Source organism: Burkholderia sp. AU19243, from assembly GCF_018148075.1.
GTDB classification, from domain to species: Bacteria; Pseudomonadota; Gammaproteobacteria; order Burkholderiales; family Burkholderiaceae; genus Burkholderia; species Burkholderia latens_A.
On sequence record NZ_JAGSTV010000008.1, the window covers coordinates 61,309 to 83,365 of the forward strand.

Below are 22,057 nucleotides of genomic sequence, written 5' to 3' on the forward strand. Positions count from 1 at the left end.
ACCCGGATTAACGACGAGGTTAAGAAATCCCGACCGCGAATGCGCATCGTTCGCCGCGTGCATATCGAAACGGAAACGCAAACGCGTCGCCTCGCGTCGGGCATGGCCCACGCGCAAGCGTGCGCCGCAATCGTTATCGAAATACGTTCACCGCATCCACGAGCCGCGTCGCCTGCTGCTTCAAACTTTCCGACGCCGCCGCGCTTTGCTCGACCAGCGCCGCGTTCTGCTGCGTGATGTTGTCCAGATGCACCACCGCCTGGTCGACCTGCGCGACGCCGGTGCTTTGCTCCGCCGTCGACGAGCTGATCTCCGCGATCAGGTCCGACACGCGCTTCACCTGCGCGACGATGTCCTCCATCGTTCTGCCCGCATCGTCGACTCGCCGCGCGCCGGACTCGACCCGCTCGACGCTCGCGCCGATCAGCGTCTTGATTTCCTTCGCCGCGTTCGCGCTGCGTTGCGCGAGCGCGCGCACCTCGCCCGCGACCACCGCGAAACCGCGTCCCTGTTCGCCCGCGCGCGCGGCTTCGACCGCCGCATTCAGCGCGAGAATGTTGGTCTGGAACGCGATCCCGTCGATCACGCCGATGATGTCGGCGATCCTGCGCGAACTGTCGGTGATGTCGCGCATCGTCGTGACGATCTCGTTCACCGCCTGCCCGCCACGCTCGGCCGCATCGCTCGCGGACATCGCGAGCCGGTTCGCCTGCAGCGCGGTCTCCGCATTGCTGTCGACGGTGGCCGTCATCTCGGCCATCGACGCGGCCGTCTGCTGCACGCTGGACGCAGCCTGTTCGGTGCGCGCGCTCAGGTCGTTGTTGCCCTGCGCGATCTCGTTACTCGCGCGCTGCACGTTGTGCACCTGTTCGCTGACGTCGTCCACGAGCCAGCGGAACATCAACCCGAGCTGGTTGATCGTGCGCAGCGTCATGCCGATCTCGTCGACGCGGTTCATTCTCACGCCGCGGCGGCTTTCGCCGGTCGCGACGTTCAGCGCCTGATCGTGCAGCCGCTTCAGCGGACGCACGATCTGCGCATCGAGCCACAAACCCGCCGCCGCCGACACGCCCACCGTCGCCGCCGCGAACGCGGCGAGCGTGCCGCCGGCGAGCCCGCAGGCCCAGCCGGCACCGACGACGGTCGGCGCCAGCACGCACAGCGCAGCGTGGACGCGTGTGCGCACCGACATTGTCTGCGGCAGCGACAGGATGCGCATCAGCCCGGTGCGCACGACCAGTCCCTTGTAAAATCGGCGGCCGCCTGCCTTGCCCGCGCGGAACGCGCGGTACAGCGCATCCGCGGCCGCGACCTCGTCGCGCGACGCGCGCGTGCGCACCGACATGTAGCCATGCGGCGCGCCGTTGCGCATCACCGGCACCGCGTTCGCGCGCACCCAGTAATGGTCGCCGTTCTTGCGGCGGTTCTTCACGAGCGCGGTCCACGGCTCGCCGTTCTTCAGCGTCGCCCACATGTCGGCGAACGCCTCCTTCGGCATGTCCGGATGGCGCACGACGTTGTGCGGCTGGCCAACGAGTTCGTCGGCCGGGAAACCGCTCACGTGCGCAAACGTCGTGTTCGCGTACGTGATGATGCTGTCGGCATCGGTGGTCGACATCAACGTGACGTCGTCGGGAAACTCGAATTCCTGTTGGGTGACTGGCTGGTTGTTGCGCATGCAAGGCTCCGATAGGCGGTTCCGGATGCGGAATCCGCGCAGCGCTGAAATCGCGCTCAGTAGCCGAAAAACGGTTTATCGCTTTACGACGGTCTCGTCCTTGCTGTCGGCACGTTCCGGAAAAACCTTAATCCGAACGCGCATAAATTCCCGAATTCGTCCATCGGGATGATTTCGATCAAATAATCCCGCGATAATCTCAGCCGGCGCTTCTCGAATAATGCGCGATGCTTTACGGGATAACATCGGCGCACACACCAATCCGGCCAGCCATTGCAGACGACGAAACGACTCATCCGGATCGGTCTTTCGACCGGCATTCGATCGCGAAAATGCGGCAGCCTGATGCATGGCTGACGACGAACATTATTAGCTGCCTGTTCTGGAAGCCGCGATGCGGCGCGTTTTGCGAAAATGCGCGCGAGGCTCACGGCACCGCAACGGGCACCACGGCAAGCACATGACAACCTACCCCGCCCGCGGCAACCGCATGACGCGCCGCACCGCCGCCGAACGCGACGCACTGTCGTCCCGCGAGCTCGCTCGCGACGAGATTCCGCTCGTGTGGACCATCGACCGGCGCGAGATCATTCATCATTTGTACGTGCTGCGCGACGGCGAACTGCGGCTCGTTCCCGACTTTTACGACGTGCGCAGCTGGCCGGACGGCGAAGCCGAGCACTACACGCCGATCCTGCTCGACTGCCACGATCGCGGTGGCTGGTGTGTCGGAATGTTCGACGGCGCGACGCTCGTCGCGGCCGTCATCGTCGACAGCGATCGGCTCGGCCCGCGACGCGACATGCTGCAACTGAAATTCCTGCATGTGAGCCATGACTGGCGCGGCTGCGGGCTCGGCGAGCGGCTCTATCGCGCGGCCCGCGCGCAGGCCCGGGCGATGGGCGCGGAACGGCTGTACGTGTCGGCGACGCCGTCGCAGCGCACGATCGACTTCTATCTGCGTCTCGGCTTCCGCGTCAGCCCGTCGCCCGATCCGGCGCTGTATGCGCTGGAGCCGGAAGACATCCATCTGGAAGCGCCGACGGCCTGACACGCGCACGCGCCCGCGTCCGTAGAATTTCCGCTTGCCCTAACCCGCCTTCACGGAGAACGCCCATGCAAAACGCGGCGCGGCAGTCAGCCCTGGCGAAGATCCTCGTCAGCATGTGCGTGCTCGGCCACCCGGTCCGCTACAACGGCTCGGCGAAAACCGCCGCACATGACGCGCTCGCGCGGTGGCAGCGCGAAGGGCGGCTGGTGCCCGTGTGTCCGGAACTTGCGGGAGGATTGAGCGTGCCGCGCCCGCCCGCCGAAATCGCGGACGGTGCAACAGGGCAACGCGTGCTGACGGGCGCCGCGCGCATCGTCGACGTGCACGGCGCCGACGTGACCGCGCAATTCGTCGACGGCGCACAGGCGGCGCTCGCGCTCGCGCGTGCACACGATTGCCGCTTCGCGATCCTCGCGGACGGCAGCCCATCGTGTGGAAGCCGTTTCATCCACGACGGAAGTTTCACGGGCCGGCGCCATGCCGGCGCGGGCGTGACGGCGGCGCTGCTGCGCCAGCATGGTGTCGAGGTATTCGCGGACACCGAGATCGACGCGCTTGCCGCGCGGGTCGCGCAATATTCGCAGGCCGAATGACGATGTGGCCGCCACGACGATCTCTCGTGGCGGCCACATCGTTTTGGAAAGAACATGCGGCGAAGCGGCGCGCGCACTGCGCACACGCGTCGCCGCATCGCGCTGTCACACGCGTTCGATCGCGATCGCGATGCCCTGGCCGACGCCGATGCACATCGTGCACAGCGCGAAGCGGCCGTTGGTGCGATGCAGCTGGTACATCGCGGTCGTCACGAGGCGCGCACCCGATGCGCCGAGCGGATGGCCGAGCGCGATCGCACCGCCGTTCGGGTTCACGCGGGGATCGTCGTCGGCGACGCCGAGCATGCGCAGCACCGCGAGCCCCTGCGACGCGAACGCTTCGTTCAGCTCGATCACGTCGAACTGGCCGATCGTCATCCCGAGCCGCGCAAGCAGCTTCTGCGTCGCCGGCGCCGGGCCGATGCCCATCACACGGGGCGCGACGCCGGCTGTCGCGATGCCCAGCACGCGTGCGCGCGGGGTCAAGCCGAAGCGCTTCGCGGCGGCTTCGTTAGCGAGCAGCAACGCGGCCGCGCCGTCGTTGACGCCCGACGCGTTGCCGGCCGTGACGGAGCCGTCCGGGCGCACGACGCCCTTCAGCTTCGCGAGCGCGTCGAGCGACGTCTCGCGCGGATGTTCGTCGCGCGAAAACACGACAGGATCGCCCTTCTTTTGCGGAATCGTGACCGGCACGATTTCCTCGGCAAGCGTGCCGTCCTGCTGCGCGCGCGCGGCCTTCTGCTGGCTGCGCAGCGCGAACAGATCCTGGTCGGCGCGGCTGATGTTGTAATCGACCGCGACGTTCTCGGCGGTCTCCGGCATCGAGTCGACGCCGTGCAGCTGTTTCATCAGCGGATTGACGAAGCGCCAGCCGATCGTCGTGTCGTAGATGTCGGCCTGGCGCGCGAACGCGCTGGCGGCCTTGCCCATCACGAACGGTGCGCGCGTCATGCTTTCGACGCCGCCGGCCACCATCAGCGCAGCCTCGCCCGACTTGATCGCGCGCGCGGCCACGCCGACCGCGTCCATCCCGGAACCGCACAGGCGATTGATCGTCGAACCCGGCACGCCTTCCGGCAAGCCCGCGAGGAGCGCGGACATGCGCGCGACGTTGCGGTTGTCTTCGCCGGCCTGGTTCGCGCAGCCGTAGATCACATCGTCGATCGCCGTCCAGTCGACGTCGCGGTTGCGCTCGACGAGCGCCTTCAGCGGCACTGCGCCGAGGTCGTCGGCGCGCACGCCGGACAGCGCGCCGCCGTAACGGCCGATCGGGGTACGGATCGCATCACACAGAAAAGCTTCGGTCATCGGTGTCTCCGGTCTCATGCAAGGCTGGTAAGTGAATCAAACGCGCCCCTTGCATTGCCCGCCGGGATGCGCTTAAATGTTCTATATACGAACATAAGATCGTGTATCGAACGTTCAACGCATCATAGGGAGTGCGGGGACGACCTGTCAAGCGCGCGGTCCGTCGCGCGGTTGGCGTGCCGGGCCCCATGCGCTATCTTCTCGGCTGCACGACAATCCGACCGTTCATGACCATCGAAGACATCCAGACCAAACCGGGCGACTCCTACGTACAGTCGTTCGCGCGCGGCCTTGCGGTAATCCGCGCATTCGACGCGCAACGCCCGGAGCAGACGCTCACCGAGGTCGCGTCGGCCACCGGGCTCACGCGCGCGGGCGCGCGCCGGATCCTGCTGACGCTGCAGACGCTCGGCTACGTCGAAGCCGACGGCCGGCTGTTCCGCCTCACGCCGAAGATCCTCGAGCTCGGCTTCGCATACCTGACGTCGATGCCGTTCTGGAATCTTGCCGATCCGGTGATGGAGCAACTGTCCGCGCAGATCCACGAAAGCTGCTCGGCCGCCGTGCTGGACCGCACCGAGATCGTGTACGTGCTGCGTGTGCCGACCCGCAAGATCATGACGATCAACCTGTCGATCGGCAGCCGGCTGCCCGCGTACTGCACGTCGATGGGCCGCGTGCTGCTGTCCGCGCTCGACGATGCGGCGCTCGACGAAACGCTCGCGCAAAGCGGCATTCGCGCGCACACGCCGCGCACGATCACCGATATCGGCGAATTGAAGGCGACGATCGCGCAGGTGCGCCAGCAAGGCTGGGCCGTGGTCGATCAGGAACTCGAAGTGGGCCTGATGTCGATCTCCGCGCCGATCCGCAACCGGCGCGGGCAGGTGATCGCCGCGATGAACATCAGCGGCAACGCGCAGCGGCATACCGCGAAGCAGATGGTGAAGGAGTTTCTGGGGCCGCTGCAGCAGGCCGCGCAGACGGTGTCGGAACTCGTCGCTCGGCGAGGGTGAGCGGTTGCTTCGCTCGCCGGACGGGCCGCACACGACCGTTCGCGGATTGCGCGGACAAAAAGACGGGCGGCAGGAGCCGCCCGCTCAACTCTCTGACTCTGCTTGCAACTTGCTTCGTGCGGAACACTGGGCGCGCTCCGCATCGGCAAACTTAGGGATGCGCCAAAACACCGTCAATTTGACGAGAACGAAATTGCGCCGCATCGCTCTGACACACGGCCATCCCGCCGATCGCGCATCCTGCAGCATCCCGTTTCGCATCGGCATCGTGCCCGTGATGCGCTCAACCGGGGCGCCGGCAGCCGCCCGCATCGCGCATCAGTCCATCGACTCGCGCGCCGTCTCGCGCAGCATCGCGACCGCGACCAGCGACAGCACCACGCACGCGGCCACATAGCCTGCCGGCGCGAGTTTGCTGCCGGTGATCTTCACGAGCCATGTCGCGATCAGCTGTGCGGTGCCGCCGAAGATCGTCACCGCGAGCGCGTACGCGATCGAGATGCCGGTCGCGCGCACGTGGCGCGGCAGCGACTCGCACATCAACGCCATTTCGGATGCCGACCCGAGCGAATAGAACAGCAGCATCAGCGCGGTAAGCGGCAGGATCACCGACAGCGTCGGATGATGGTTCATCAGCCAGAACGCCGGAAACAGCAGCAGCACGAGCACGCCGCGCCCGACGAAGATCGGCATGCGCCGGCTGCCGAGACGATCCGACAGCCAGCCGAACAGCGGACACGTCACCAGCATCACGCAACCCGACGCGACGCCGACGAACATCGACAGCTTCATCGGCAGCCCGAGCGTATGAATCGCGTAGGTCGGCATGTAGAAAGTCAGGATGTAGGTCGACACCGTGCCGCCCATCACCGTCAGCATCAACAGCAGCACCGTGCGCGTGTGCTTCGAGAACAGCTCGCGCAGCACGCCGCGTTCGATCGCGTGATGGTTGTCGCCGGGCGCATCATCCGCGAGCCGGCGCCGCAAAATCATCCCAACCGGCGCGATCAGCACGCCCACGAGGAACGGCAGACGCCAGCCCCAGCCTTCGAGCGCATCCTTCGTCAGCGTGTTGGACAGCAGCGCCGCGAAACCCGAACCCATCAGCGCCGCGCCGCCCTGCGTCGCGAGCTGCCAGCTCGCGCGGTACGCGCGGCGCGACGTGCCGCCCTGCTCGATCAGCGTCGACGTCGCCGCGCCGAATTCGCCGCCCTGCGAAAAGCCCTGCATCAGCCGCGCGCAGACCACCAACAGCGGCGCGGCCACGCCGATCTGCGCGTAGGTCGGCGCGATCGCGATCAGGCCGGTGCCGAGCGCCATCAGCATGATCGTCAGGTTCAGCGCGGCCTTGCGGCCCTTCCGGTCCGCATAGACGCCGAGCACGACGCTGCCGAGCGGCCGCGTGAAGAAACCGGCGGCAAACGTTGCGACGGACAGCAGCAGCGACGTGGTCGCGTCGCTCGACGGGAAGAACAGCTTGCCGATCAGCACCGCGAAGAAGCCGTACACGGTGAAATCGAAGAACTCCAGCCAGTTGCCGATCACGGCCGCCGCGATCGCGCCGCGTTTCGTGACGGCCGGCGCGGCGCGCGTACCGGTTTCGACGGCGTCCGCCGACACGGGGTGCAGTGCGAGATGGTCCTTCTGCATCGCTCGAATCTCCTGTCAATGCGGCCGGAAACGCCGGCCTGCCGTCGCCCGTCGCGACGGATCGTCACTGCGCCAGGTAACGTTCGACGAGGCGCGTCCAGTACGCCGCGCCAATCGGCAGGTTGCGGTCGTTGAAGTCGTACTTCGGGTTGTGCACCATGCAGCCGTCCTCGCCTTCGCCGTTGCCCAGCCGTACGAACGAGCCGGGCCGCTGCTGCAGCATGAACGCAAAATCCTCGCTGCCCATCAGCAGGTCGGCCTGCTCGACCACGTGCGCGTCGCCGACGAGTTCGCGCGCGACCTGCGCGGCAAAATCCGTTTCGGCATCCGTATTGACGACGACCGGATAGCCTTCGATGTATTCGACGTTCGCGGTTGCGCCGTAGCTCGCGGCTTGCGACTCCGCGAGCTCGACGATGCGGCGCTTGAGCAGCGCACGGACTTCGGGGCTGAACGAGCGCACGCTGAGTTCGAGGCGTGCACCGTTCGGAATCACGTTGTTTGCGGTGCCCGCGTGCATCGAGCCGACCGTGACGACCGCCGGTTGCGACGGGTCGACGTTGCGCGCGACGATCGTCTGCAGCGCCATCACGATGCTTGCGGCAACCACCACCGGATCGACCGTCAGGTGTGGACGCGCCGCGTGGCCGCCCACGCCCTCGATCGAGATGACCGCCTTGTCGCCGGCCGACATGAACGGGCCGCGGCGCGTGAGGAATACACCGGGCGCCGCGCCCGGATGGTTGTGCATTCCGAACACCGCATCGCACGGAAAGCGTTCGAACAGGCCGTCGTCGATCATCTTCTTCGCGCCGCTGTCGACGCCGTGCTCTTCCGCCGGCTGGAAATACAGATGCACGGTGCCGGAGAAGTTGCGCGTCCTGGCGAGGTGCTGCGCGGCGCCGAGCAGCATCGTCGTGTGTCCGTCGTGCCCGCACGCGTGCATCTTGCCGTGCGTGCCGCTCGCGTACGGCAGCCCGGTGGCCTCGACGATCGGCAGTGCGTCCATGTCCGCGCGGATGCCGATGCTGCGCTTGCCGTCGCCGACGCGCAGCGTGCCGACCACGCCCGTCTTGCCGACGCCGCGCGTGACCTGCCAGCCCCATTGCTCGAGTTTGTCCGCGACGAGCGCCGCGGTTTCGTGCTCCTCGTACGCGAGTTCCGGGTGATGGTGAATGTGATGGCGAATCTCGCGCAGCGCGCCGGCGGCGGGCATCAGATCGTCGATTTCGGTAAATCGGGCGGCGGTGGTCATCAAGCGGCTCCTGCTGGTCGGCGGTCAGCCGCACGCGGCGATTGCGTGCGGGAAAGCGAGCCACTATAGCTAGCCGATATCGGTTCAATAAGATGCGGAATTTTTCACCGCGATAAGATTTTTTAATCAGGGTTAATACGGGTGAACCTGGCATCGGCCGCGGTCGTTCGCTCGACCGTCAACGCGGGGCTTGATTTTAGAGACGAACGGTCTATTATTCGCGAATGGACATTCGCACCACTCCGCCGCGCCGCCGCGGGCGGCCGCCCAAGCAGCACGAAGACCTCGTCGCCACCCGAGACATGCTGTTGCGCACCGGGCTGGAAGCGCTCACCGAAAAGGGCTTTTCGGCCACGGGGCTCGACGAGATCCTCGGCCGCGCCGGCGTGCCGAAGGGCTCGTTCTATCACTACTTCGACAGCAAGGAAGCGTTCGGCCTCGAACTGATCGATCGCTACGCCGAGTTCTTCGCGCGCAAGCTCGATCGCCATTTGAGCCGGACCGATGCGCCGCCGCTGGCACGCGTGCGCGCGTTCGTCGACGATGCGCGCGACGGCATGGCCCGTTACGAATACGCGCGCGGCTGCCTGATCGGCAATCTCGGCCAGGAAATGAGCGCGCTGCCCGAGAGTTTCCGTGCGCGGCTGCGTGCGACGTTCGACGACTGGCAGCGCCGGCTGGCCGACTGCCTCGTCGCCGCTCAACAGGCCGGCGAGCTGGCCGACGCGGCCGATCCCGCCGCTATCGCCGCGTTCTTCTGGATCGGCTGGGAAGGCGCCGTGCTGCGCGCGAAGCTCGAACGCAGCGACGCACCGCTCGCACTGTTCGCCGAGTTTTTCTTCAACGGACTACCGCGCCGCTGAATTTTTTTGCAATTGACTAGACGATCGGTCTAAAAAGGAGGACGCATGTTCCAGGGCATCGTGATCGACAAGGACGAAACCGGCCAGCACGCGCGGTTGCAGACGCTGGACGACACGCAACTGCCGCCGGGCAACGTGACGATCCGCGTCGGCTATTCGACGCTGAATTACAAGGACGGACTCGCGATCACGGGCAAGGGCCCGGTGGTGCGCAAGTTCCCGATGGTGCCGGGCATCGATCTCGTCGGCGAGGTCGAGCACAGCACGCATCCGGATTACCGCGCCGGCGATTGCGTCGTGCTCAACGGCTGGGGCGTCGGCGAGACGCACTGGGGCGGCCTCGCGCAAAAGGCGCGCGTCGACGGCGACTGGCTCGTGCCGCTGCCATCCGAGTTCTCGCCGCGCCAGGCGATGGCGATCGGCACGGCCGGCTATACCGCGATGCTGTGCGTGATGGCGCTCGAACGGCACGGCGTGCGCCCGGGCGACGGGGAGATCGTCGTGACCGGTGCGGCGGGCGGCGTCGGCAGCGTCGCCACGGCGATCCTCGCGCGGCTCGGCTATCGCGTCGTTGCCGTGACCGGCCGCCCCGCCGATGCCGACTACCTGCGGCAGCTCGGCGCGTCGGAAATCCTCGACCGGTCGCAATTCAGCACCCCCGGCAAGCCGCTCGGCAAGGAACGATGGGCGGGCGCCGTCGACGTCGCCGGCAGCCACGTGCTTGCGAACGTATGCGCGACGACGCGCTATCGCGGCGTGGTGACGGCCTGCGGCCTCGCTGCGGGCATGGACTTCCCTGCGACCGTCGCGCCGTTCATCCTGCGCGGCGTGACGCTCGTCGGCATCGATAGCGTGATGTGTCCGCGTGCCGAGCGACTCGAAGCATGGCGCCGCCTCGCGTCCGATCTGGACGTGGAGAAGCTCGGTACGATCGGCCACCAGGTCGGCCTCGGCGACGCGATTCCGCTCGCCGGCGAGTTGATCGGCGGGAAGGTGCGCGGCCGCATCGTCGTCGACGTCAACGCATGAGCCGGCAACGGCAATGCGTCGTTTGTTTATCGACGGGCGGCCCGCGCGTCGGAACCGCCCGCAACGCTTTATTCAGGAGACCCCATGACTGCCGCAGACAACGCCCCCGTCAGCCGCTTCCCGGTGCCGGCACTCGAAGAACTGCCCGACGACATTCGAGAACGGATCGCGGCCGTGCAGGAAAAATCGGGCTTCATCCCGAACGTGTTCCTCACGCTCGCGCATCGCCCGGACGAGTTTCGCGCGTTCATCGCGTATCACGACGCGCTGATGGACAAGCCCGGCAACCTCACGAAGGCCGAACGCGAAATGATCGTCGTGGCGACCAGCAGCGCGAACCAGTGCCAGTACTGCGTAATCGCACACGGCGCGATCCTGCGCATTCGCGCGAAGGATCCGCTGATCGCCGACCAGGTCGCGACCAACTACCGCAAGGCCGACATCACGGTGCGCCAGAAAGCGATGCTCGACTTCGCGATGAAGGTGTCGCAGTCCGCGCATCTGGTCGGCGAGGCAGACTTCGACACGCTGAAGTCGCATGGCTTCACCGAGGAAGACGCGTGGGACATCGCAGCGATCTCGGCATTCTTCGGGATGTCGAATCGCATCGCGAACGTGACGAACATGCGGCCGAACGCGGAGTTTTACACGCTGGGGCGGTAACCGGGCATCGGCGGCGCCGGCCGCGCAAGCCGGGCGAGCGCATGCCGCCCGTCTCCGGCTTGCGCTCGCGCGCCGCGCCAGCGGCGACCGCCGCGCCGCTCACCGAACCCGCGACACCGCCGCTGCGTGTTCAACCGGCCTTCTTCAGCGCCTGCAGCCCGTCCGGCAGCTTCGCATCCGGGAACATCGTCGACAACGTCGTGTCCCGCCACCGCGCCGCCTCGTCCGCACGCTGCGTCTCCGCCTGCTCGCACACGAACAGCGCATCGCCGCCGAGCAGCAGCCGCATCGGCACGTCGTCGCGGCGCGACAACCCGACGATCAGCGCCGCGATCCGTACGGGATCGCCGACTTCGTTGCCGCCGTACGAGCCCAGCAGGTCGAGCATTTTCCCGACCGACGGCCGATAGTCGGGCAACAGCCCGTCGACTTCGCGCTTCGCTTGCGCGGCCCAGTCGGTCCGCATCCCGCCCGGCTCGAGCGTGCACACACGGACGCCGAACGGCGCGACCTCCTTCGACAGCACGTCGCTGAATCCGCCGACCGCCCATTTCGCGGCCTGATATGCGGACAGCCCCGGTGTGGACGTGCGCCCGCCGACCGACGATACCTGGAAGATGTGGCCCGCGCGCTGCGCGCGCATCGTCGGTAACACCGCGCGCGTGAGGTTGACCACGCCGAAGAAATTCGTTTCGATCTGAGCGCGGAAGTCGTCGCCACCCATTTGCTCGAACGGCGCCGTGTGACCGTAGCCGGCGTTGTTCACCAGCACGTCGATGCGGCCGAACGCGTCGCGAGCCGCCGTCACCGCGTGCGCGGCCGCTGCTTCGTCGGTCACGTCGAGCGCGACCGGGAGCACGCGCTCGCCGTACCGTTCCACCAGATCCGCAAGCCGCTCAGGATCGCGCGCGCCGGCCACCAGGCGGTCGCCCGCCGCCAGCACCGCTTCCGCGATCGAACGCCCCAGGCCGCGTGCGGCCCCCGTTACCAGCCAGACTTTCGACATATCCCGCTCCTCGACAAGGTTGAAACCAAAATGAATGATTACTCACTCATTAACATGACGCGATCAAACAGTCGTTCGACCGTGACTCGCCCATCCTGAAACCACGTCCCGCCCATTCCCGGCGGCAGCCCGGTGCGTGCAACGGCTGCCGATGCCGCGTTCAGGCCTGGCGCTCTTGCGCCCGTCGGCCCGTCACCGCTTCGCTCACACCGCGTGCAACACAGCCCACAACGCGCGGAAACCCGCTTCCCGGTAACCTTCGGCCTGGGCCGGATCCCGGGCGATCGAGTCCATCGCCGTTTCCGCGATCGACGTGAACAGCGCCGCGCAGAACGCATGCGCATCATCGGCCTTCAGCCCGCGAGCCGCGGCGGCATGCTCGCGCAGCAGCGCACGGACCGCACCGAAACCTTCGGCTCCGGCCGCGCGGTGCGCGTCGTCGATGCGGCCGCTCACGCCCAGCTGTTGCAGCGCTCGCCGGCCGTCCGGATTCTCGATGCCCCACGTCACGTACCCATTCCACGCATGCCGCATCGCCTGCTCGGCCGGCGCGTGCTCCGGAAACCCGGTCATCATCGCGTCGCGCATGCCGGCCTTCAGGCTCAGGTACAACGCGTTCAGCAACACGTCCTTGGTCTCGAAATAGGTGAATACCGTGCCTTCGGCAACGCCGGCGAGCCGCGCGATCCGAGCCGTGGTCGCGCCCGCGCCGTCCTCCGCAAGCGCGCGCGCGGCCGCAGAAAGGATCGCTTCGTGCTTGTCGGGACTACGCGGTCGGGCCACGTCGACGCTCCTTTAATGAGTGAGTGCTCAATCATAATCGGACTTTCGGCTGGAATGCAAGCGCCGTTACATCGGGGACCCATCCGCAATTCGTCAAAACCGTGCACTATTAGCGTTTTCACGTACTGGCACGCCAACCCACCAGCGGCCGGCGCGTCGGCGTCCGTTCCACGCTCACCCGTTCCCAGACCGCGAATCACTCATGACGAACAAGCCCAACCAGACCGAAGCCGAGCAGCCCGTCGACATGATCATCTTCGGCGGCGGCGGCGACCTGGCCGCCCGCAAGCTGCTGCCCGCGCTGTACATGGCGCATCTGCACTGCAACCTGCCGCCGGACACGCGGATCATCGCGGTCGGCCGGCGCGACTGGGGCATCGACGGCTACCGCAAGTTCATGGACGAGCAGTCGCGCCCGTTCATCGACGAGAAGGCGTTCGACGCCGAAGCCTGGGCCCGCTTCCTCGACCTGTTCAAATACGTGCTGATCGACGTGAACGCGCCGCAGGACTACGCACGGCTCGCCGAAGCGGCGCGCGGCGACGCGATCCGCGTGTTCTACCTGTCGACGTCGCCGGAACTGTTCACGACGATCTGCGACAACCTGTCGGCAGCGCATCTCGTCGATGCGCGCTCGCGCGTCGTCCTCGAAAAGCCGCTCGGCCACGATCTCGCGTCGGCGAAAGCGATCAACGATGCGGTCGGCAAGCATTTTGAGGAATCGCAGATCTACCGGATCGACCATTACCTCGGCAAGGAAACCGTACAGAACCTGATGGTGCTGCGCTTCGGCAACCCGATCTTCGGGCCGCTGTGGCAGGCGCCGAGCATCCGCAGCGTGCAGATCACGGTCGCGGAGACGGTCGGCGTCGGCAGCCGCGCGGGCTTCTACGACCACACCGGCGCGCTGCGCGACATGGTGCAGAACCACCTGCTGCAACTGCTGTGCATCGTCGCGATGGAGCCGCCGGTGTCGCTCGACCCGGACGCGGTGCGCGACGAAAAGCTGAAGGTGCTGCGCTCGCTGCGGCCGATGGCGCTGTCGGATGTCGCGCGCGACACGGTGCGCGGCCAGTACACGGCGGGCGCGGTGGACGGCCAGCCGGTCAAGGGTTATCTCGAAGAAGACAACGTGCCGGCGGACAGCCACGCGGAGACGTTCGTCGCGCTGCGTGCGTACGTCAACAACTGGCGCTGGGCGAACGTGCCGTTCTTCCTGCGCACCGGCAAGCGGCTGCAACGCCGCCAGTCGGAGATCGTGATCGAGTTCGCGGACATGCCGTTCTCGATCATCCCGAGCGGCCCGCGCCACTACAGCAACCGCCTCGTGATCCAGCTGCAGCCGGAAGAATCGATCCAGCTGCAAATGCTCGCGAAGGAACCGGGCAGCGGGATGAAGATGGTGCCGGTGAGCCTGAACCTCGATTTGCAGCAGGCGATTCCGGAGCGACGCGCGGAAGCGTACGAGCGGCTGCTGATCGACGTGATCCGCGGTCGCCTTACGCACTTCATGCGGCGCGACGAGCTCGAAGCCGCCTGGTCGTGGGTCGAGCCGATCCTCGACGGCTGGAAACAGCTCGGCGACCGCCCTCGCCTCTACACGGCCGGCACGTTCGGGCCCGCCGCATCGTCGGCGCTGCTCGCGCGCGACAACATGTCGTGGGCCGAAGAGGCGTAACGGATCGCGCAACCGGCGCAAGGGCACGAGAAGCGCTTCATGTGAACGCATGCGGGCGGCGCGAGCGCCGTCGGCATGCGCGCACAGCAGGGTGAGCGGCGCACGCGTGCGCCGCCGTCAAATCCGGCGCAGGCAAATCATGCAAATCCGGCGGGCCCCCACGTGCGGGAACGGCGCCGGGCCCCGCCACACGGCGTCCGCTACGCGTGCCCCAGCCACGCGGCCTTGCGCCGCGCCGGCGCATCGCCACTGGTTCCGCCACCCAGCGCCTCGATCATGTAATCGACGAACGACGCAATCCGCGACGAAATTGCGGTGTTCCGGTAATACACCGCGTTAATCGGCTGCTCGACGTCGAGCGTCTGCCGCGCGAGCACCTGCACGAGCCTGCCGGTGTCGCGATCCTGCGCGGTCATGAAATCCGACAGGCACACGATGCCCGCACCTTCGAGCGCGAGCTGCCGCAGCGTCTCGCCGCTCGACGACCAGATGCCGGGCTCGATACGGCAAGGCTCGCCGTCCGTGCCAAGGATCGGCCACAGGTTCAGCGACTCGGGCTGCGTGAAGCCGAGCAGCGTGTGTTTCGCGAGATCCTCCACCTTGCGCGGCTGGCCGTGCGCATCGAGATACGCGGGGCTTGCGAGGATACGCAGCCTGCTGTTGCCGATCCGCCGGCTGTGCAGCGTCGAATCCTTGAGCCGCCCGATCCGGATCGCGACGTCGGTGCGCCGCTCCAGCAAGTCGATGATTCCCTCGTTGCTGTTCAGTTCCAGGTCGACCTTCGGAAAGCGTTCGCGGTAGCCGCGCACGAGCGGCACGATCACGTGCAGCATGAACGGCGTCGCGGCGTCGACGCGCAGCCGCCCCGACGGCATCTCGCGCCGCGCGAGCATCTGCTCCTCGGCATTCTCGACCGACTCGATGATCGCGCGCGCATCCTGCAGGAATGCGCGCCCCTCTTCGGTCAGTTCGAGCCGGCGCGTGGTCCGGCGCAGCAGCGTGGTCTTCAGCTTTTCCTCGAGCCGCGCGAGCGTGCGGCTCGCGGCCGACACGGTCAGGTCGAGCTGCTGCGCGGCAGCAGTGATCGAACCGGTATCGACCACGGCGGCAAAGGCCTGGAGTTCGTCGAGCGTGATTTTCATTGTTGATCTGAAATCAAAACAATTTGGTTTATAGACCAGTTTTTCCGCAAAAGTAAAGGCGGCACACTGCGATCCATCCTTACTGGACCCTGGATCCCATCATGCCTCTCGCCCTGCTTGCGCTGACCATCAGCGCGTTTGCCATCGGCACGACCGAGTTCGTGATCGTCGGGCTGATTCCGACGATCGGCGCCGACCTCGGCGTCAGCCTGCCGTCGGCCGGCCTGCTCGTCAGTCTCTACGCACTGAGCGTCGCGATCGGCGCGCCGCTCCTCACCGCGCTCACCGGCCGCGTGCCGCGCAAAACGCTGCTTGCCGCGCTGATGGCACTGTTCACCGTCGGCAACCTCGTCGCGTGGCAGGCGCCGAGCTATGAATCGCTGATCGTCGCGCGCGTGCTCACCGGCCTCGCGCACGGCGTGTTCTTCTCGGTCGGCTCGATCATCGCGACGACGCTCGTGACGAAGGACAAGGCTGCGAGCGCGATCGCGACCATGTTCAGCGGCATGACCGTCGCGTTCGTCGCCGGCATTCCGCTCGGCACCTTCATCGGCCAGCACTTCGGCTGGCGTGCGACGTTCCTGATCGTCGCGCTGTTCGGCCTCGTCGCGTTCGTCGGCGCGGTCGCGTTCGTGCCGCGCGGCCTGCCGCAAACGCCGCCGGCGCCGCTCGCCCGCCAGTTCCGCGTGCTCGCGCAACCGCGCCTGCTGCTCGTCTATGCGATGACGGCGGTCGGCTACGGCGGCTCGCTGATCGCGTTCACGTACATGGCGCCGCTGCTCGAACAGATCGCCGGCTTCACGCCGTCGCAGGTCAGCCTCGTGCTCGTCGGCTATGGCGTGTCGGTCGCCTTCGGCAACGTGTGGGGCGGCAAGCTCGCCGACCGCGTCGGACCGGTCAAGGCGCTCAAGCGAATTTTCGTGTTGCTGGCGATCGTGCTGCTCGCGCTGACCTTCACGGTGCAGGTGAAGTGGCTCGCGGTGGTGACGATGCTCGCCTGGGGCGCCGTTGCGTTCGGCAACGTGCCGGGGCTGCAGGTGTACGTCGTCAAGCAGGCGCGCCACTTCGCGCCCGACGCCACCGACGTCGCATCGGGCTTCAACATCGCCGCGTTCAACCTCGGCGTCGCGGGCGGCTCGTCGCTCGGCGGCCTGATCGTCGCGAACGTCGGTCTCGGCCATACGCCGTGGATCGCTGCCGTCGTCACGCTCGGCGCATTCACGCTGACCGCACTCAGCGGCCGCCTCGATCGCGGTCAGGGCCTGCCGGAACGCACGGCCGAACCCGTCGAACTCGCCCATTGAACGTCATCTTCTGGCAGGAGCCACACACCATGACTGCACCGACCCAACGTCCACCTTTTGCCGGCAAGACCTTCGAAGTCCGCTACGACGGCCTCACCGCGCTCAACGCGTATGACGAAGACGGCCGCCACATGCGCTACGAGATCACCGAAGGCCCGTACGCGGGTGCGAAAGGCGAAGTCGCATACACGTGGCAGCCCGTCGCCGGCGACACCTACGCGATCTCGTGGCAGGAAGCCGACCGTGCGACCGTCGTGCATATCGATGATTTCGCCGCCGGCACGTCGCGCTCGTTCTTCACCGCGGCGTCGCTCGATTTTCATCGCCTCGAAGGCAGCCTGCGCGCGGTCTGAACGGAGCCGATCATGCCCACTTCGCTCGACACACTCGCCGACGGCGGTTTCAGCATCGGCGTCGAACTGCCGCTCGACAACGACTGGACGCCGGCCGGCAACGCCAAACGCCAGCATGACGGCCGCCACCCCGGCGTGCCCGACATGGAGATCCACGCGGAGCTCGCGCAACTCGCCGACACGCTCGGTTTCCGCGCGCTCTGGGTGCGCGACGTGCCGGTGTACGACCCGTCGTTCGGCGACGCCGCGCAGGTGTTCGAGACGTTCTCGTATCTCGGGTATCTCGCCGGCATCACGCGTGACATCCTGCTCGGCACGGCGGCGGTCGTGCTGCCGCTGCGCGAGCCCCTGCTCACGCTGAAATCGGCCGCGACGATCCAGGAACTGAGCCGCGGCCGTCTGCTGCTCGGCGTCGCGAGCGGCGACCGGCCGGTCGAATATCCGCTGTTCGGCCGCGACTTCGCCACGCGCGGCGCAACGTTCCGCGACCAGATCGCGGTGCTGCGCGACGGCGCGCGCCGACAGCTGCCGCCCGGCCTCGACGTGCTGCCTGCCGCACGCTCGCCGGTCCCGCTGCTCGTCGCCGGCCTCGCGCAGCAAACGCCCGAATGGATCGGCGAACACATGGACGGCTGCCTCGCGTATCCGGGCACGCCGGCCGATCACGTGCGGCGCGTCGCGAACTGGCGTGCGGTGGCCGGCAGCAAGCCATACGTGAGCTTCATCCATCTCGATCTCGCCGACGATCCGCACGAACCGCTGCAGCGCCACCGCTTCGGCGCGCGCGCCGGCCGCATCGCGCTCACGGAAGAACTCGCGGCGATGCGCGATGCGGGCGTGCAGCATATCGGCCTGCATTTTCGCCGCAACCGGCGTCCGCTCGACGAGACGATGTGCGAGATCGCATCGGACGTGCTGCCGGCGTTCCATGCGAACGCGCCGGCCAGCGTCGCATAAGGGCGGCGCACGCAGACGCCGCGGAAGTAATGCACGTCGATATTTGATTTCAGATCAAATATTTTTGACGTCTGAAGGCGTTTATCTCACCAGTCCCAAGCGTCAGAATGACTTCCATACCGCAATCGCCCCCCTTCCAGGAGCACATGATGAGCAACATTCCCGCATTCGGCCTCGGCACGTTTCGCCTGCAAGGCCAGGTCGTCATCGACTCCGTTCGCAGCGGGCTCGAGCTCGGTTACCGAGCGATCGACACCGCACAGATCTACGGCAACGAGGCCGAAGTCGGCGACGCAATCGCCGCATCGGGCGTGCGCCGCGAAGACCTTTTTCTCACGACCAAGATCTGGGTCGACAACTACGCACCGGAAAAGCTCGCCGCGAGCCTCGAGGAAAGTCTGCGCAAGCTGCGCACCGACTATGTCGACCTGACGCTGATCCACTGGCCGGCACCGGACAACGGCGTGCCGCTCGCCGCGTTCATGACCGCGCTGGCCGACGCGAAGGCGAAGGGCCTTACGCGCCAGATCGGCATCTCGAACTTCAACATCGAACTGACGAAGGAAGCGATCGCCGTGGTGGGCAAGGATGCGATCGCGACGAACCAGATCGAACTGAGCCCGTATCTGCAGAACCGCAAGCTGGTCGAATTCCTGCAACGCGAAGGCATACACGTGACGTCGTACATGACGCTCGCGTACGGCAAGGTGCTCGGCGACCCGGTGATCGGCGCGATCGCGCAGCGCCACGACGCGACGCCGGCGCAGGTCGCGCTCGCGTGGGCGCTGCAGCTCGGCTATTCGGTGATTCCGTCGTCGACCAAACGCGAGAACCTCGCGAGCAACCTGCTCGCGCAGACGCTGCGCCTGACCGACGAAGACCTCGTGCAGATCGCCGCGCTCGAGCGCAACGGCCGCGAGGTCGACCCGGCCGGTCTCGCACCGAAGTGGGATTGAGCGCGCCCCGCACGCTCCTCCAAACGACCCGCCCGCGGCCAGCCGGCTGCGGCACCGACAGGACACCACCATGACTCAACAGGATCCGCTGTTCCAACCGCTGCAACTCGGCGCGCTGACGCTGCCGAACCGCATCGTGATGCCGCCGATGACACGCTCGCGCGCGAGTCAGCCTGGCGACGAAGCCAACGAATTGATGGCCGCGTATTACGCGCAGCGCGCGAGTGCGGGGCTGATTGTCAGCGAAGGCACGTACATCGCGCCGCTCGGCAAAGGCTACGCATGGACGCCCGGCATCCACACGCCGTCGCAGGTAGCCGGCTGGCGCAAGGTGACGGACGCCGTCCACGCGGCGCACGGCCGCATCTTCGCGCAGCTGTGGCACGTCGGCCGGCTGAGCCATACGAGCCTGCTCGGCGGCCGCCAACCCGTGTCGTCGTCGCCGCTGCAGGCGAAGGGCGTGAACGTGTTCGTCGCCAGCGACGACGGCAGCACGCCGGGCTTCGTGCAGGCGTCCGAGCCGCGCGCGCTGTCGGTCGATGAAATCGGCGAGATCGTCGACCAATACCGCGCCGCCGCCCGCAACGCGATCGAAGCCGGCTTCGACGGCGTCGAGCTGCACGGTGCGAACGGCTATCTCGTGAACCAGTTCATCGACTCGAACGCAAACACGCGCACCGACGCATACGGCGGCTCGCTGGACAACCGGTTGCGCTTCCTGCGCGAAGTCGCGCAGGCGCTGATCGAAGGCACCGGCGACGCGTCGCGCGTCGGCATCCGGCTCGCGCCGTTGACCACGCTGAACGGCTGTGTCGACGACGATCCGGAAACCACCTATCTCGCCGCCGCGAAGCTGCTTGGCGAACTCGGCGTCGGCTATCTGCACATCGCGGAAGCCGACTGGGACGACGCGCCGCTGATGCCGGTCGCATTCAAGCAGCAGTTGCGTGCCGCGTACCCGGGCGTGCTGATCTACGCCGGCGCGTACACCGCCGAGCGTGCGCGCGATGCGATCGCCGCCGGCTGGGCCGACCTCGTCGCGTTCGGCCGTCCGTTCGTCGCGAACCCCGACTTGCCCGAGCGCCTGCGCACCGGCGCCCCGCTCGCGCAGCACGACCGCAACACGCTGTTCGGCGGCGGCGCGCGCGGCCTGACCGACTACCCGACGCTCGCACAAACCGCAGCGTAACGACAGAAGCTCGGCGGCCAACGTCAATCCGGTCGCGATCCGCGGATCCGCATCGACAGCTCGACGTCGCCGCCGAACGGCACCGACAGAAAGCCGTTGCGCGGCTCGCGCACGTACGCGAGGTACTCGGGGCTGTACTGCGCGTTGTCGGCGACGACAAACGCACCCGGCCGCAGGCGCGGCTCGACCCGCGCGAGTATCTCCGAATACAGCGCCTTCGCGCCGTCGAGCAGCAGCAGGTCGACGGTATCCGGCAGATCCACGGCCAGCGTGCTCAGCGCATCGCCTTCGCGGATCTCGACCAGATCGGCCAATCCCGCCGCCGTGAGGTTCGCACGCGCCCGCGCGACCTTCGACGCTTCGAACTCGCTCGTGATCACGCGGCCGCCGCCGTTGTCGCGCAACGCGGCGGCGAGGTGCAGTGTCGAGATGCCGAACGACGTTCCGAATTCGACGATCGAACGCGCGCCGCAGCTGCGCGCGAGCATGTACAGAAGCGTGCTCGTCTCGCGCGACACCGCGAGCGGGTAGTCCTTCAGGCGTGCATAGAAGTCCGCGTAGCCGGTCTTGCTGCGCATCAGCCGCGCTTGCTCGTCGCGCGTCAAGTCGGCGAAGTCCGGGTTCGACGCGGGCGACGACGCGTCGGCTTCGTCGAACAGGCGCTCCAGCAGCGACGCGAGCGGGTCTTGAATCAGGGTGGTCATGCGAATCTCCGGTGTCAGGTTGAATGCGTCAGTGCGCCCGACTAGAATATGACGAACTATTCAGGTTTTACTATTCGCATTGGCAGGCCCGTCATGACCCAGCGTCGCAACGCCCCGATCGCCTCGCGCCGACAGCCTCGGCAGGCCCGCTCGACCCAACTCGTCGACGACGTGCTCGAGGCCGCTATTCAGGTTTTGGCTGCCGAAGGCGCACAGCGCTTCACGATGGCGCGCGTCGCCGAGCGCGCCGGCGTGAGCGTCGGCTCGCTATACCAGTACTTTCCGAACAAGGCGGCCGTGCTGTTCCGGCTCCAGCACGACGAATGGCGGCAGACGTCGGGAATGCTGTGCGAGATGCTGCAGGACACGAGCAAGACGCCGCCCGAGCGGCTGCGCACCGCCGTCCACGCGTTTATCCGTTCCGAATGCGACGAGGCGCCGATGCGCATCGCGCTCGACGACGCCGCGCCCCTCTATCGCGACGCCCCCGAGGCCCAGGCAGTGAAGGCCGAGGGCAACCGCGTGTTCAGCGCGTTCATGCGCGAAGCGCTGCCCGGCGTATCCGACGCCGAACATGCGCTCGCGTGCACGCTCGTCATGACGACGCTCACGTCCGGCGGCAAGGCGTTCTCCGAAACCGCGCGCACGCCCGCGGAGATCGCCGCGTTCTCGGACGCGATGGCCGACATGTTCGACGCGTACCTTGCACATCTGTCGCGCGGTTGACGGGCGGTCGAAATGCGGCGGCAGCTGCACGGCTCACGCGCCGCGGCGGCATCGTCCGGATGCGGGCTGCGCGCGGCGGCGTCCGTGCCGCCGTACGCGGCCGATGAAAGACGCGCGTAAGATTCGACGCATCACCCGCCATCCGCGCGGCGC

At 67.1% G+C, this 22,057-nt stretch carries 22 protein-coding genes; 13 read left to right on the top strand and 9 right to left on the bottom strand.

What is annotated here, in order from left to right; all coding sequences use genetic code 11:
• Positions 1-133 precede the first annotated feature (133 nt).
• Complete coding sequence (locus KDW55_RS16770; protein WP_212161446.1) at positions 134-1,678, bottom strand: PAS domain-containing methyl-accepting chemotaxis protein; 1,545 nt, start codon at positions 1,676-1,678, stop codon at positions 134-136.
• Positions 1,679-1,753: 75 nt separating this feature from the next.
• Positions 1,754-2,029, bottom strand: coding sequence for a hypothetical protein (locus KDW55_RS16775; RefSeq protein ID WP_212161447.1), 276 nt, complete (start codon positions 2,027-2,029; stop codon positions 1,754-1,756).
• Between the two features lie 139 nt (positions 2,030-2,168).
• Here KDW55_RS16775 and KDW55_RS16780 point away from each other — a divergent pair, with 139 nt between their 5' ends.
• Entirely contained in the window at positions 2,169-2,729 is a 561-nt protein-coding gene (locus KDW55_RS16780; RefSeq protein ID WP_212161465.1) for a GNAT family N-acetyltransferase, read from the top strand.
• Between the two features lie 65 nt (positions 2,730-2,794).
• On the top strand, positions 2,795-3,322 hold the full coding sequence (locus KDW55_RS16785; protein ID WP_040138767.1) for a DUF523 domain-containing protein: 528 nt from the start codon (positions 2,795-2,797) through the stop codon (positions 3,320-3,322).
• 105 nt (positions 3,323-3,427) lie between these two features.
• Here KDW55_RS16785 and pcaF read toward each other — a convergent pair whose 3' ends face one another.
• Complete coding sequence (gene pcaF, locus KDW55_RS16790) at positions 3,428-4,630, bottom strand: 3-oxoadipyl-CoA thiolase (protein ID WP_040138768.1); 1,203 nt, start codon at positions 4,628-4,630, stop codon at positions 3,428-3,430.
• A gap of 227 nt (positions 4,631-4,857) precedes the next feature.
• Here pcaF and KDW55_RS16795 point away from each other — a divergent pair, with 227 nt between their 5' ends.
• Entirely contained in the window at positions 4,858-5,646 is a 789-nt protein-coding gene (locus KDW55_RS16795) for an IclR family transcriptional regulator (protein WP_040140837.1), read from the top strand.
• Between the two features lie 318 nt (positions 5,647-5,964).
• Here KDW55_RS16795 and KDW55_RS16800 read toward each other — a convergent pair whose 3' ends face one another.
• Positions 5,965-7,296 carry an MFS transporter gene (locus KDW55_RS16800; protein ID WP_212161448.1) on the bottom strand — a complete coding sequence of 444 codons (1,332 nt, stop codon included), beginning with the start codon at positions 7,294-7,296 and terminating at the stop codon, positions 5,965-5,967.
• A gap of 64 nt (positions 7,297-7,360) precedes the next feature.
• Entirely contained in the window at positions 7,361-8,551 is a 1,191-nt protein-coding gene (locus KDW55_RS16805; protein ID WP_040140838.1) for a M20 aminoacylase family protein, read from the bottom strand.
• Between the two features lie 224 nt (positions 8,552-8,775).
• Between KDW55_RS16805 and KDW55_RS16810 the strand changes: the two genes are divergently transcribed.
• The 3 genes from KDW55_RS16810 (at position 8,776) to KDW55_RS16820 (ending at position 11,106) form a co-directional block, all read left to right on the top strand.
• A complete protein-coding gene (locus KDW55_RS16810) occupies positions 8,776-9,414 on the top strand; it encodes a TetR/AcrR family transcriptional regulator (RefSeq protein WP_040138771.1) in 639 nt (212 codons plus the stop codon).
• 45 nt (positions 9,415-9,459) lie between these two features.
• Positions 9,460-10,443, top strand: a complete 984-nt coding sequence (locus tag KDW55_RS16815) for an MDR family oxidoreductase (RefSeq protein ID WP_069243373.1) — start codon at positions 9,460-9,462, stop codon at positions 10,441-10,443.
• An 84-nt stretch (positions 10,444-10,527) separates the two neighbouring features.
• On the top strand, positions 10,528-11,106 hold the full coding sequence (locus KDW55_RS16820) for a peroxidase-related enzyme (RefSeq protein WP_212161450.1): 579 nt from the start codon (positions 10,528-10,530) through the stop codon (positions 11,104-11,106).
• 130 nt (positions 11,107-11,236) lie between these two features.
• On the opposite strand, the gene KDW55_RS16825 is transcribed toward KDW55_RS16820, so the two are convergent.
• Complete coding sequence (locus KDW55_RS16825; protein ID WP_040138774.1) at positions 11,237-12,112, bottom strand: SDR family NAD(P)-dependent oxidoreductase; 876 nt, start codon at positions 12,110-12,112, stop codon at positions 11,237-11,239.
• Positions 12,113-12,316: 204 nt separating this feature from the next.
• Positions 12,317-12,895, bottom strand: a complete 579-nt coding sequence (locus KDW55_RS16830) for a TetR/AcrR family transcriptional regulator (protein ID WP_069243375.1) — start codon at positions 12,893-12,895, stop codon at positions 12,317-12,319.
• Positions 12,896-13,097: 202 nt separating this feature from the next.
• On the opposite strand from KDW55_RS16830, the gene zwf reads away from it, so the two are divergent.
• Positions 13,098-14,573, top strand: a complete 1,476-nt coding sequence (gene zwf / locus KDW55_RS16835; RefSeq protein ID WP_040138776.1) for a glucose-6-phosphate dehydrogenase — start codon at positions 13,098-13,100, stop codon at positions 14,571-14,573.
• A 200-nt stretch (positions 14,574-14,773) separates the two neighbouring features.
• On the opposite strand, the gene KDW55_RS16840 is transcribed toward zwf, so the two are convergent.
• The gene (locus tag KDW55_RS16840) at positions 14,774-15,715 is read right to left on the bottom strand and encodes a LysR family transcriptional regulator (RefSeq protein ID WP_040138777.1); all 942 of its coding nucleotides are present in this window, start codon (positions 15,713-15,715) and stop codon (positions 14,774-14,776) included.
• Positions 15,716-15,816: 101 nt separating this feature from the next.
• Between KDW55_RS16840 and KDW55_RS16845 the strand changes: the two genes are divergently transcribed.
• From KDW55_RS16845 to KDW55_RS16865, 5 genes are all read left to right on the top strand, one after another.
• Entirely contained in the window at positions 15,817-17,019 is a 1,203-nt protein-coding gene (locus KDW55_RS16845; RefSeq protein WP_212161451.1) for an MFS transporter, read from the top strand.
• Positions 17,020-17,048: 29 nt separating this feature from the next.
• A complete protein-coding gene (locus KDW55_RS16850) occupies positions 17,049-17,372 on the top strand; it encodes a hypothetical protein (RefSeq protein WP_059548323.1) in 324 nt (107 codons plus the stop codon).
• 12 nt (positions 17,373-17,384) lie between these two features.
• Positions 17,385-18,329 carry an LLM class oxidoreductase gene (locus tag KDW55_RS16855; RefSeq protein ID WP_209825347.1) on the top strand — a complete coding sequence of 315 codons (945 nt, stop codon included), beginning with the start codon at positions 17,385-17,387 and terminating at the stop codon, positions 18,327-18,329.
• A 149-nt stretch (positions 18,330-18,478) separates the two neighbouring features.
• On the top strand, positions 18,479-19,285 hold the full coding sequence (gene dkgB, locus KDW55_RS16860) for a 2,5-didehydrogluconate reductase DkgB (protein WP_212197994.1): 807 nt from the start codon (positions 18,479-18,481) through the stop codon (positions 19,283-19,285).
• A gap of 70 nt (positions 19,286-19,355) precedes the next feature.
• The gene (locus KDW55_RS16865; RefSeq protein WP_212161452.1) at positions 19,356-20,474 is read left to right on the top strand and encodes an alkene reductase; all 1,119 of its coding nucleotides are present in this window, start codon (positions 19,356-19,358) and stop codon (positions 20,472-20,474) included.
• Positions 20,475-20,497: 23 nt separating this feature from the next.
• Here KDW55_RS16865 and KDW55_RS16870 read toward each other — a convergent pair whose 3' ends face one another.
• On the bottom strand, positions 20,498-21,178 hold the full coding sequence (locus KDW55_RS16870) for a class I SAM-dependent methyltransferase (RefSeq protein ID WP_212197995.1): 681 nt from the start codon (positions 21,176-21,178) through the stop codon (positions 20,498-20,500).
• A 48-nt stretch (positions 21,179-21,226) separates the two neighbouring features.
• Here KDW55_RS16870 and KDW55_RS16875 point away from each other — a divergent pair, with 48 nt between their 5' ends.
• Positions 21,227-21,904, top strand: a complete 678-nt coding sequence (locus tag KDW55_RS16875) for a TetR family transcriptional regulator (protein WP_059548330.1) — start codon at positions 21,227-21,229, stop codon at positions 21,902-21,904.
• The last annotated feature ends 153 nt before the right edge of the window (positions 21,905-22,057 follow it).

What these genes read in the sequence shown, in the direction of transcription:
- KDW55_RS16770 (WP_212161446.1), bottom strand. Translation starts at nt 1,678, where the DNA reads ATGCGCAACAACCAGCCAGTCACCCAACAGGAATTCGAGTTTCCCGAC.
- KDW55_RS16775 (WP_212161447.1), bottom strand. Translation starts at nt 2,029, where the DNA reads ATGCATCAGGCTGCCGCATTTTCGCGATCGAATGCCGGTCGAAAGACC.
- KDW55_RS16780 (WP_212161465.1), top strand. Translation starts at nt 2,169, where the DNA reads ATGACGCGCCGCACCGCCGCCGAACGCGACGCACTGTCGTCCCGCGAG.
- KDW55_RS16785 (WP_040138767.1), top strand. Translation starts at nt 2,795, where the DNA reads ATGCAAAACGCGGCGCGGCAGTCAGCCCTGGCGAAGATCCTCGTCAGC.
- pcaF (WP_040138768.1), bottom strand. Translation starts at nt 4,630, where the DNA reads ATGACCGAAGCTTTTCTGTGTGATGCGATCCGTACCCCGATCGGCCGT.
- KDW55_RS16795 (WP_040140837.1), top strand. Translation starts at nt 4,858, where the DNA reads ATGACCATCGAAGACATCCAGACCAAACCGGGCGACTCCTACGTACAG.
- KDW55_RS16800 (WP_212161448.1), bottom strand. Translation starts at nt 7,296, where the DNA reads ATGCAGAAGGACCATCTCGCACTGCACCCCGTGTCGGCGGACGCCGTC.
- KDW55_RS16805 (WP_040140838.1), bottom strand. Translation starts at nt 8,551, where the DNA reads ATGACCACCGCCGCCCGATTTACCGAAATCGACGATCTGATGCCCGCC.
- KDW55_RS16810 (WP_040138771.1), top strand. Translation starts at nt 8,776, where the DNA reads ATGGACATTCGCACCACTCCGCCGCGCCGCCGCGGGCGGCCGCCCAAG.
- KDW55_RS16815 (WP_069243373.1), top strand. Translation starts at nt 9,460, where the DNA reads ATGTTCCAGGGCATCGTGATCGACAAGGACGAAACCGGCCAGCACGCG.
- KDW55_RS16820 (WP_212161450.1), top strand. Translation starts at nt 10,528, where the DNA reads ATGACTGCCGCAGACAACGCCCCCGTCAGCCGCTTCCCGGTGCCGGCA.
- KDW55_RS16825 (WP_040138774.1), bottom strand. Translation starts at nt 12,112, where the DNA reads ATGTCGAAAGTCTGGCTGGTAACGGGGGCCGCACGCGGCCTGGGGCGT.
- zwf (WP_040138776.1), top strand. Translation starts at nt 13,098, where the DNA reads ATGACGAACAAGCCCAACCAGACCGAAGCCGAGCAGCCCGTCGACATG.
- KDW55_RS16840 (WP_040138777.1), bottom strand. Translation starts at nt 15,715, where the DNA reads ATGAAAATCACGCTCGACGAACTCCAGGCCTTTGCCGCCGTGGTCGAT.
- KDW55_RS16845 (WP_212161451.1), top strand. Translation starts at nt 15,817, where the DNA reads ATGCCTCTCGCCCTGCTTGCGCTGACCATCAGCGCGTTTGCCATCGGC.
- KDW55_RS16850 (WP_059548323.1), top strand. Translation starts at nt 17,049, where the DNA reads ATGACTGCACCGACCCAACGTCCACCTTTTGCCGGCAAGACCTTCGAA.
- KDW55_RS16855 (WP_209825347.1), top strand. Translation starts at nt 17,385, where the DNA reads ATGCCCACTTCGCTCGACACACTCGCCGACGGCGGTTTCAGCATCGGC.
- dkgB (WP_212197994.1), top strand. Translation starts at nt 18,479, where the DNA reads ATGAGCAACATTCCCGCATTCGGCCTCGGCACGTTTCGCCTGCAAGGC.
- KDW55_RS16865 (WP_212161452.1), top strand. Translation starts at nt 19,356, where the DNA reads ATGACTCAACAGGATCCGCTGTTCCAACCGCTGCAACTCGGCGCGCTG.
- KDW55_RS16870 (WP_212197995.1), bottom strand. Translation starts at nt 21,178, where the DNA reads ATGACCACCCTGATTCAAGACCCGCTCGCGTCGCTGCTGGAGCGCCTG.
- KDW55_RS16875 (WP_059548330.1), top strand. Translation starts at nt 21,227, where the DNA reads ATGACGAACTATTCAGGTTTTACTATTCGCATTGGCAGGCCCGTCATG.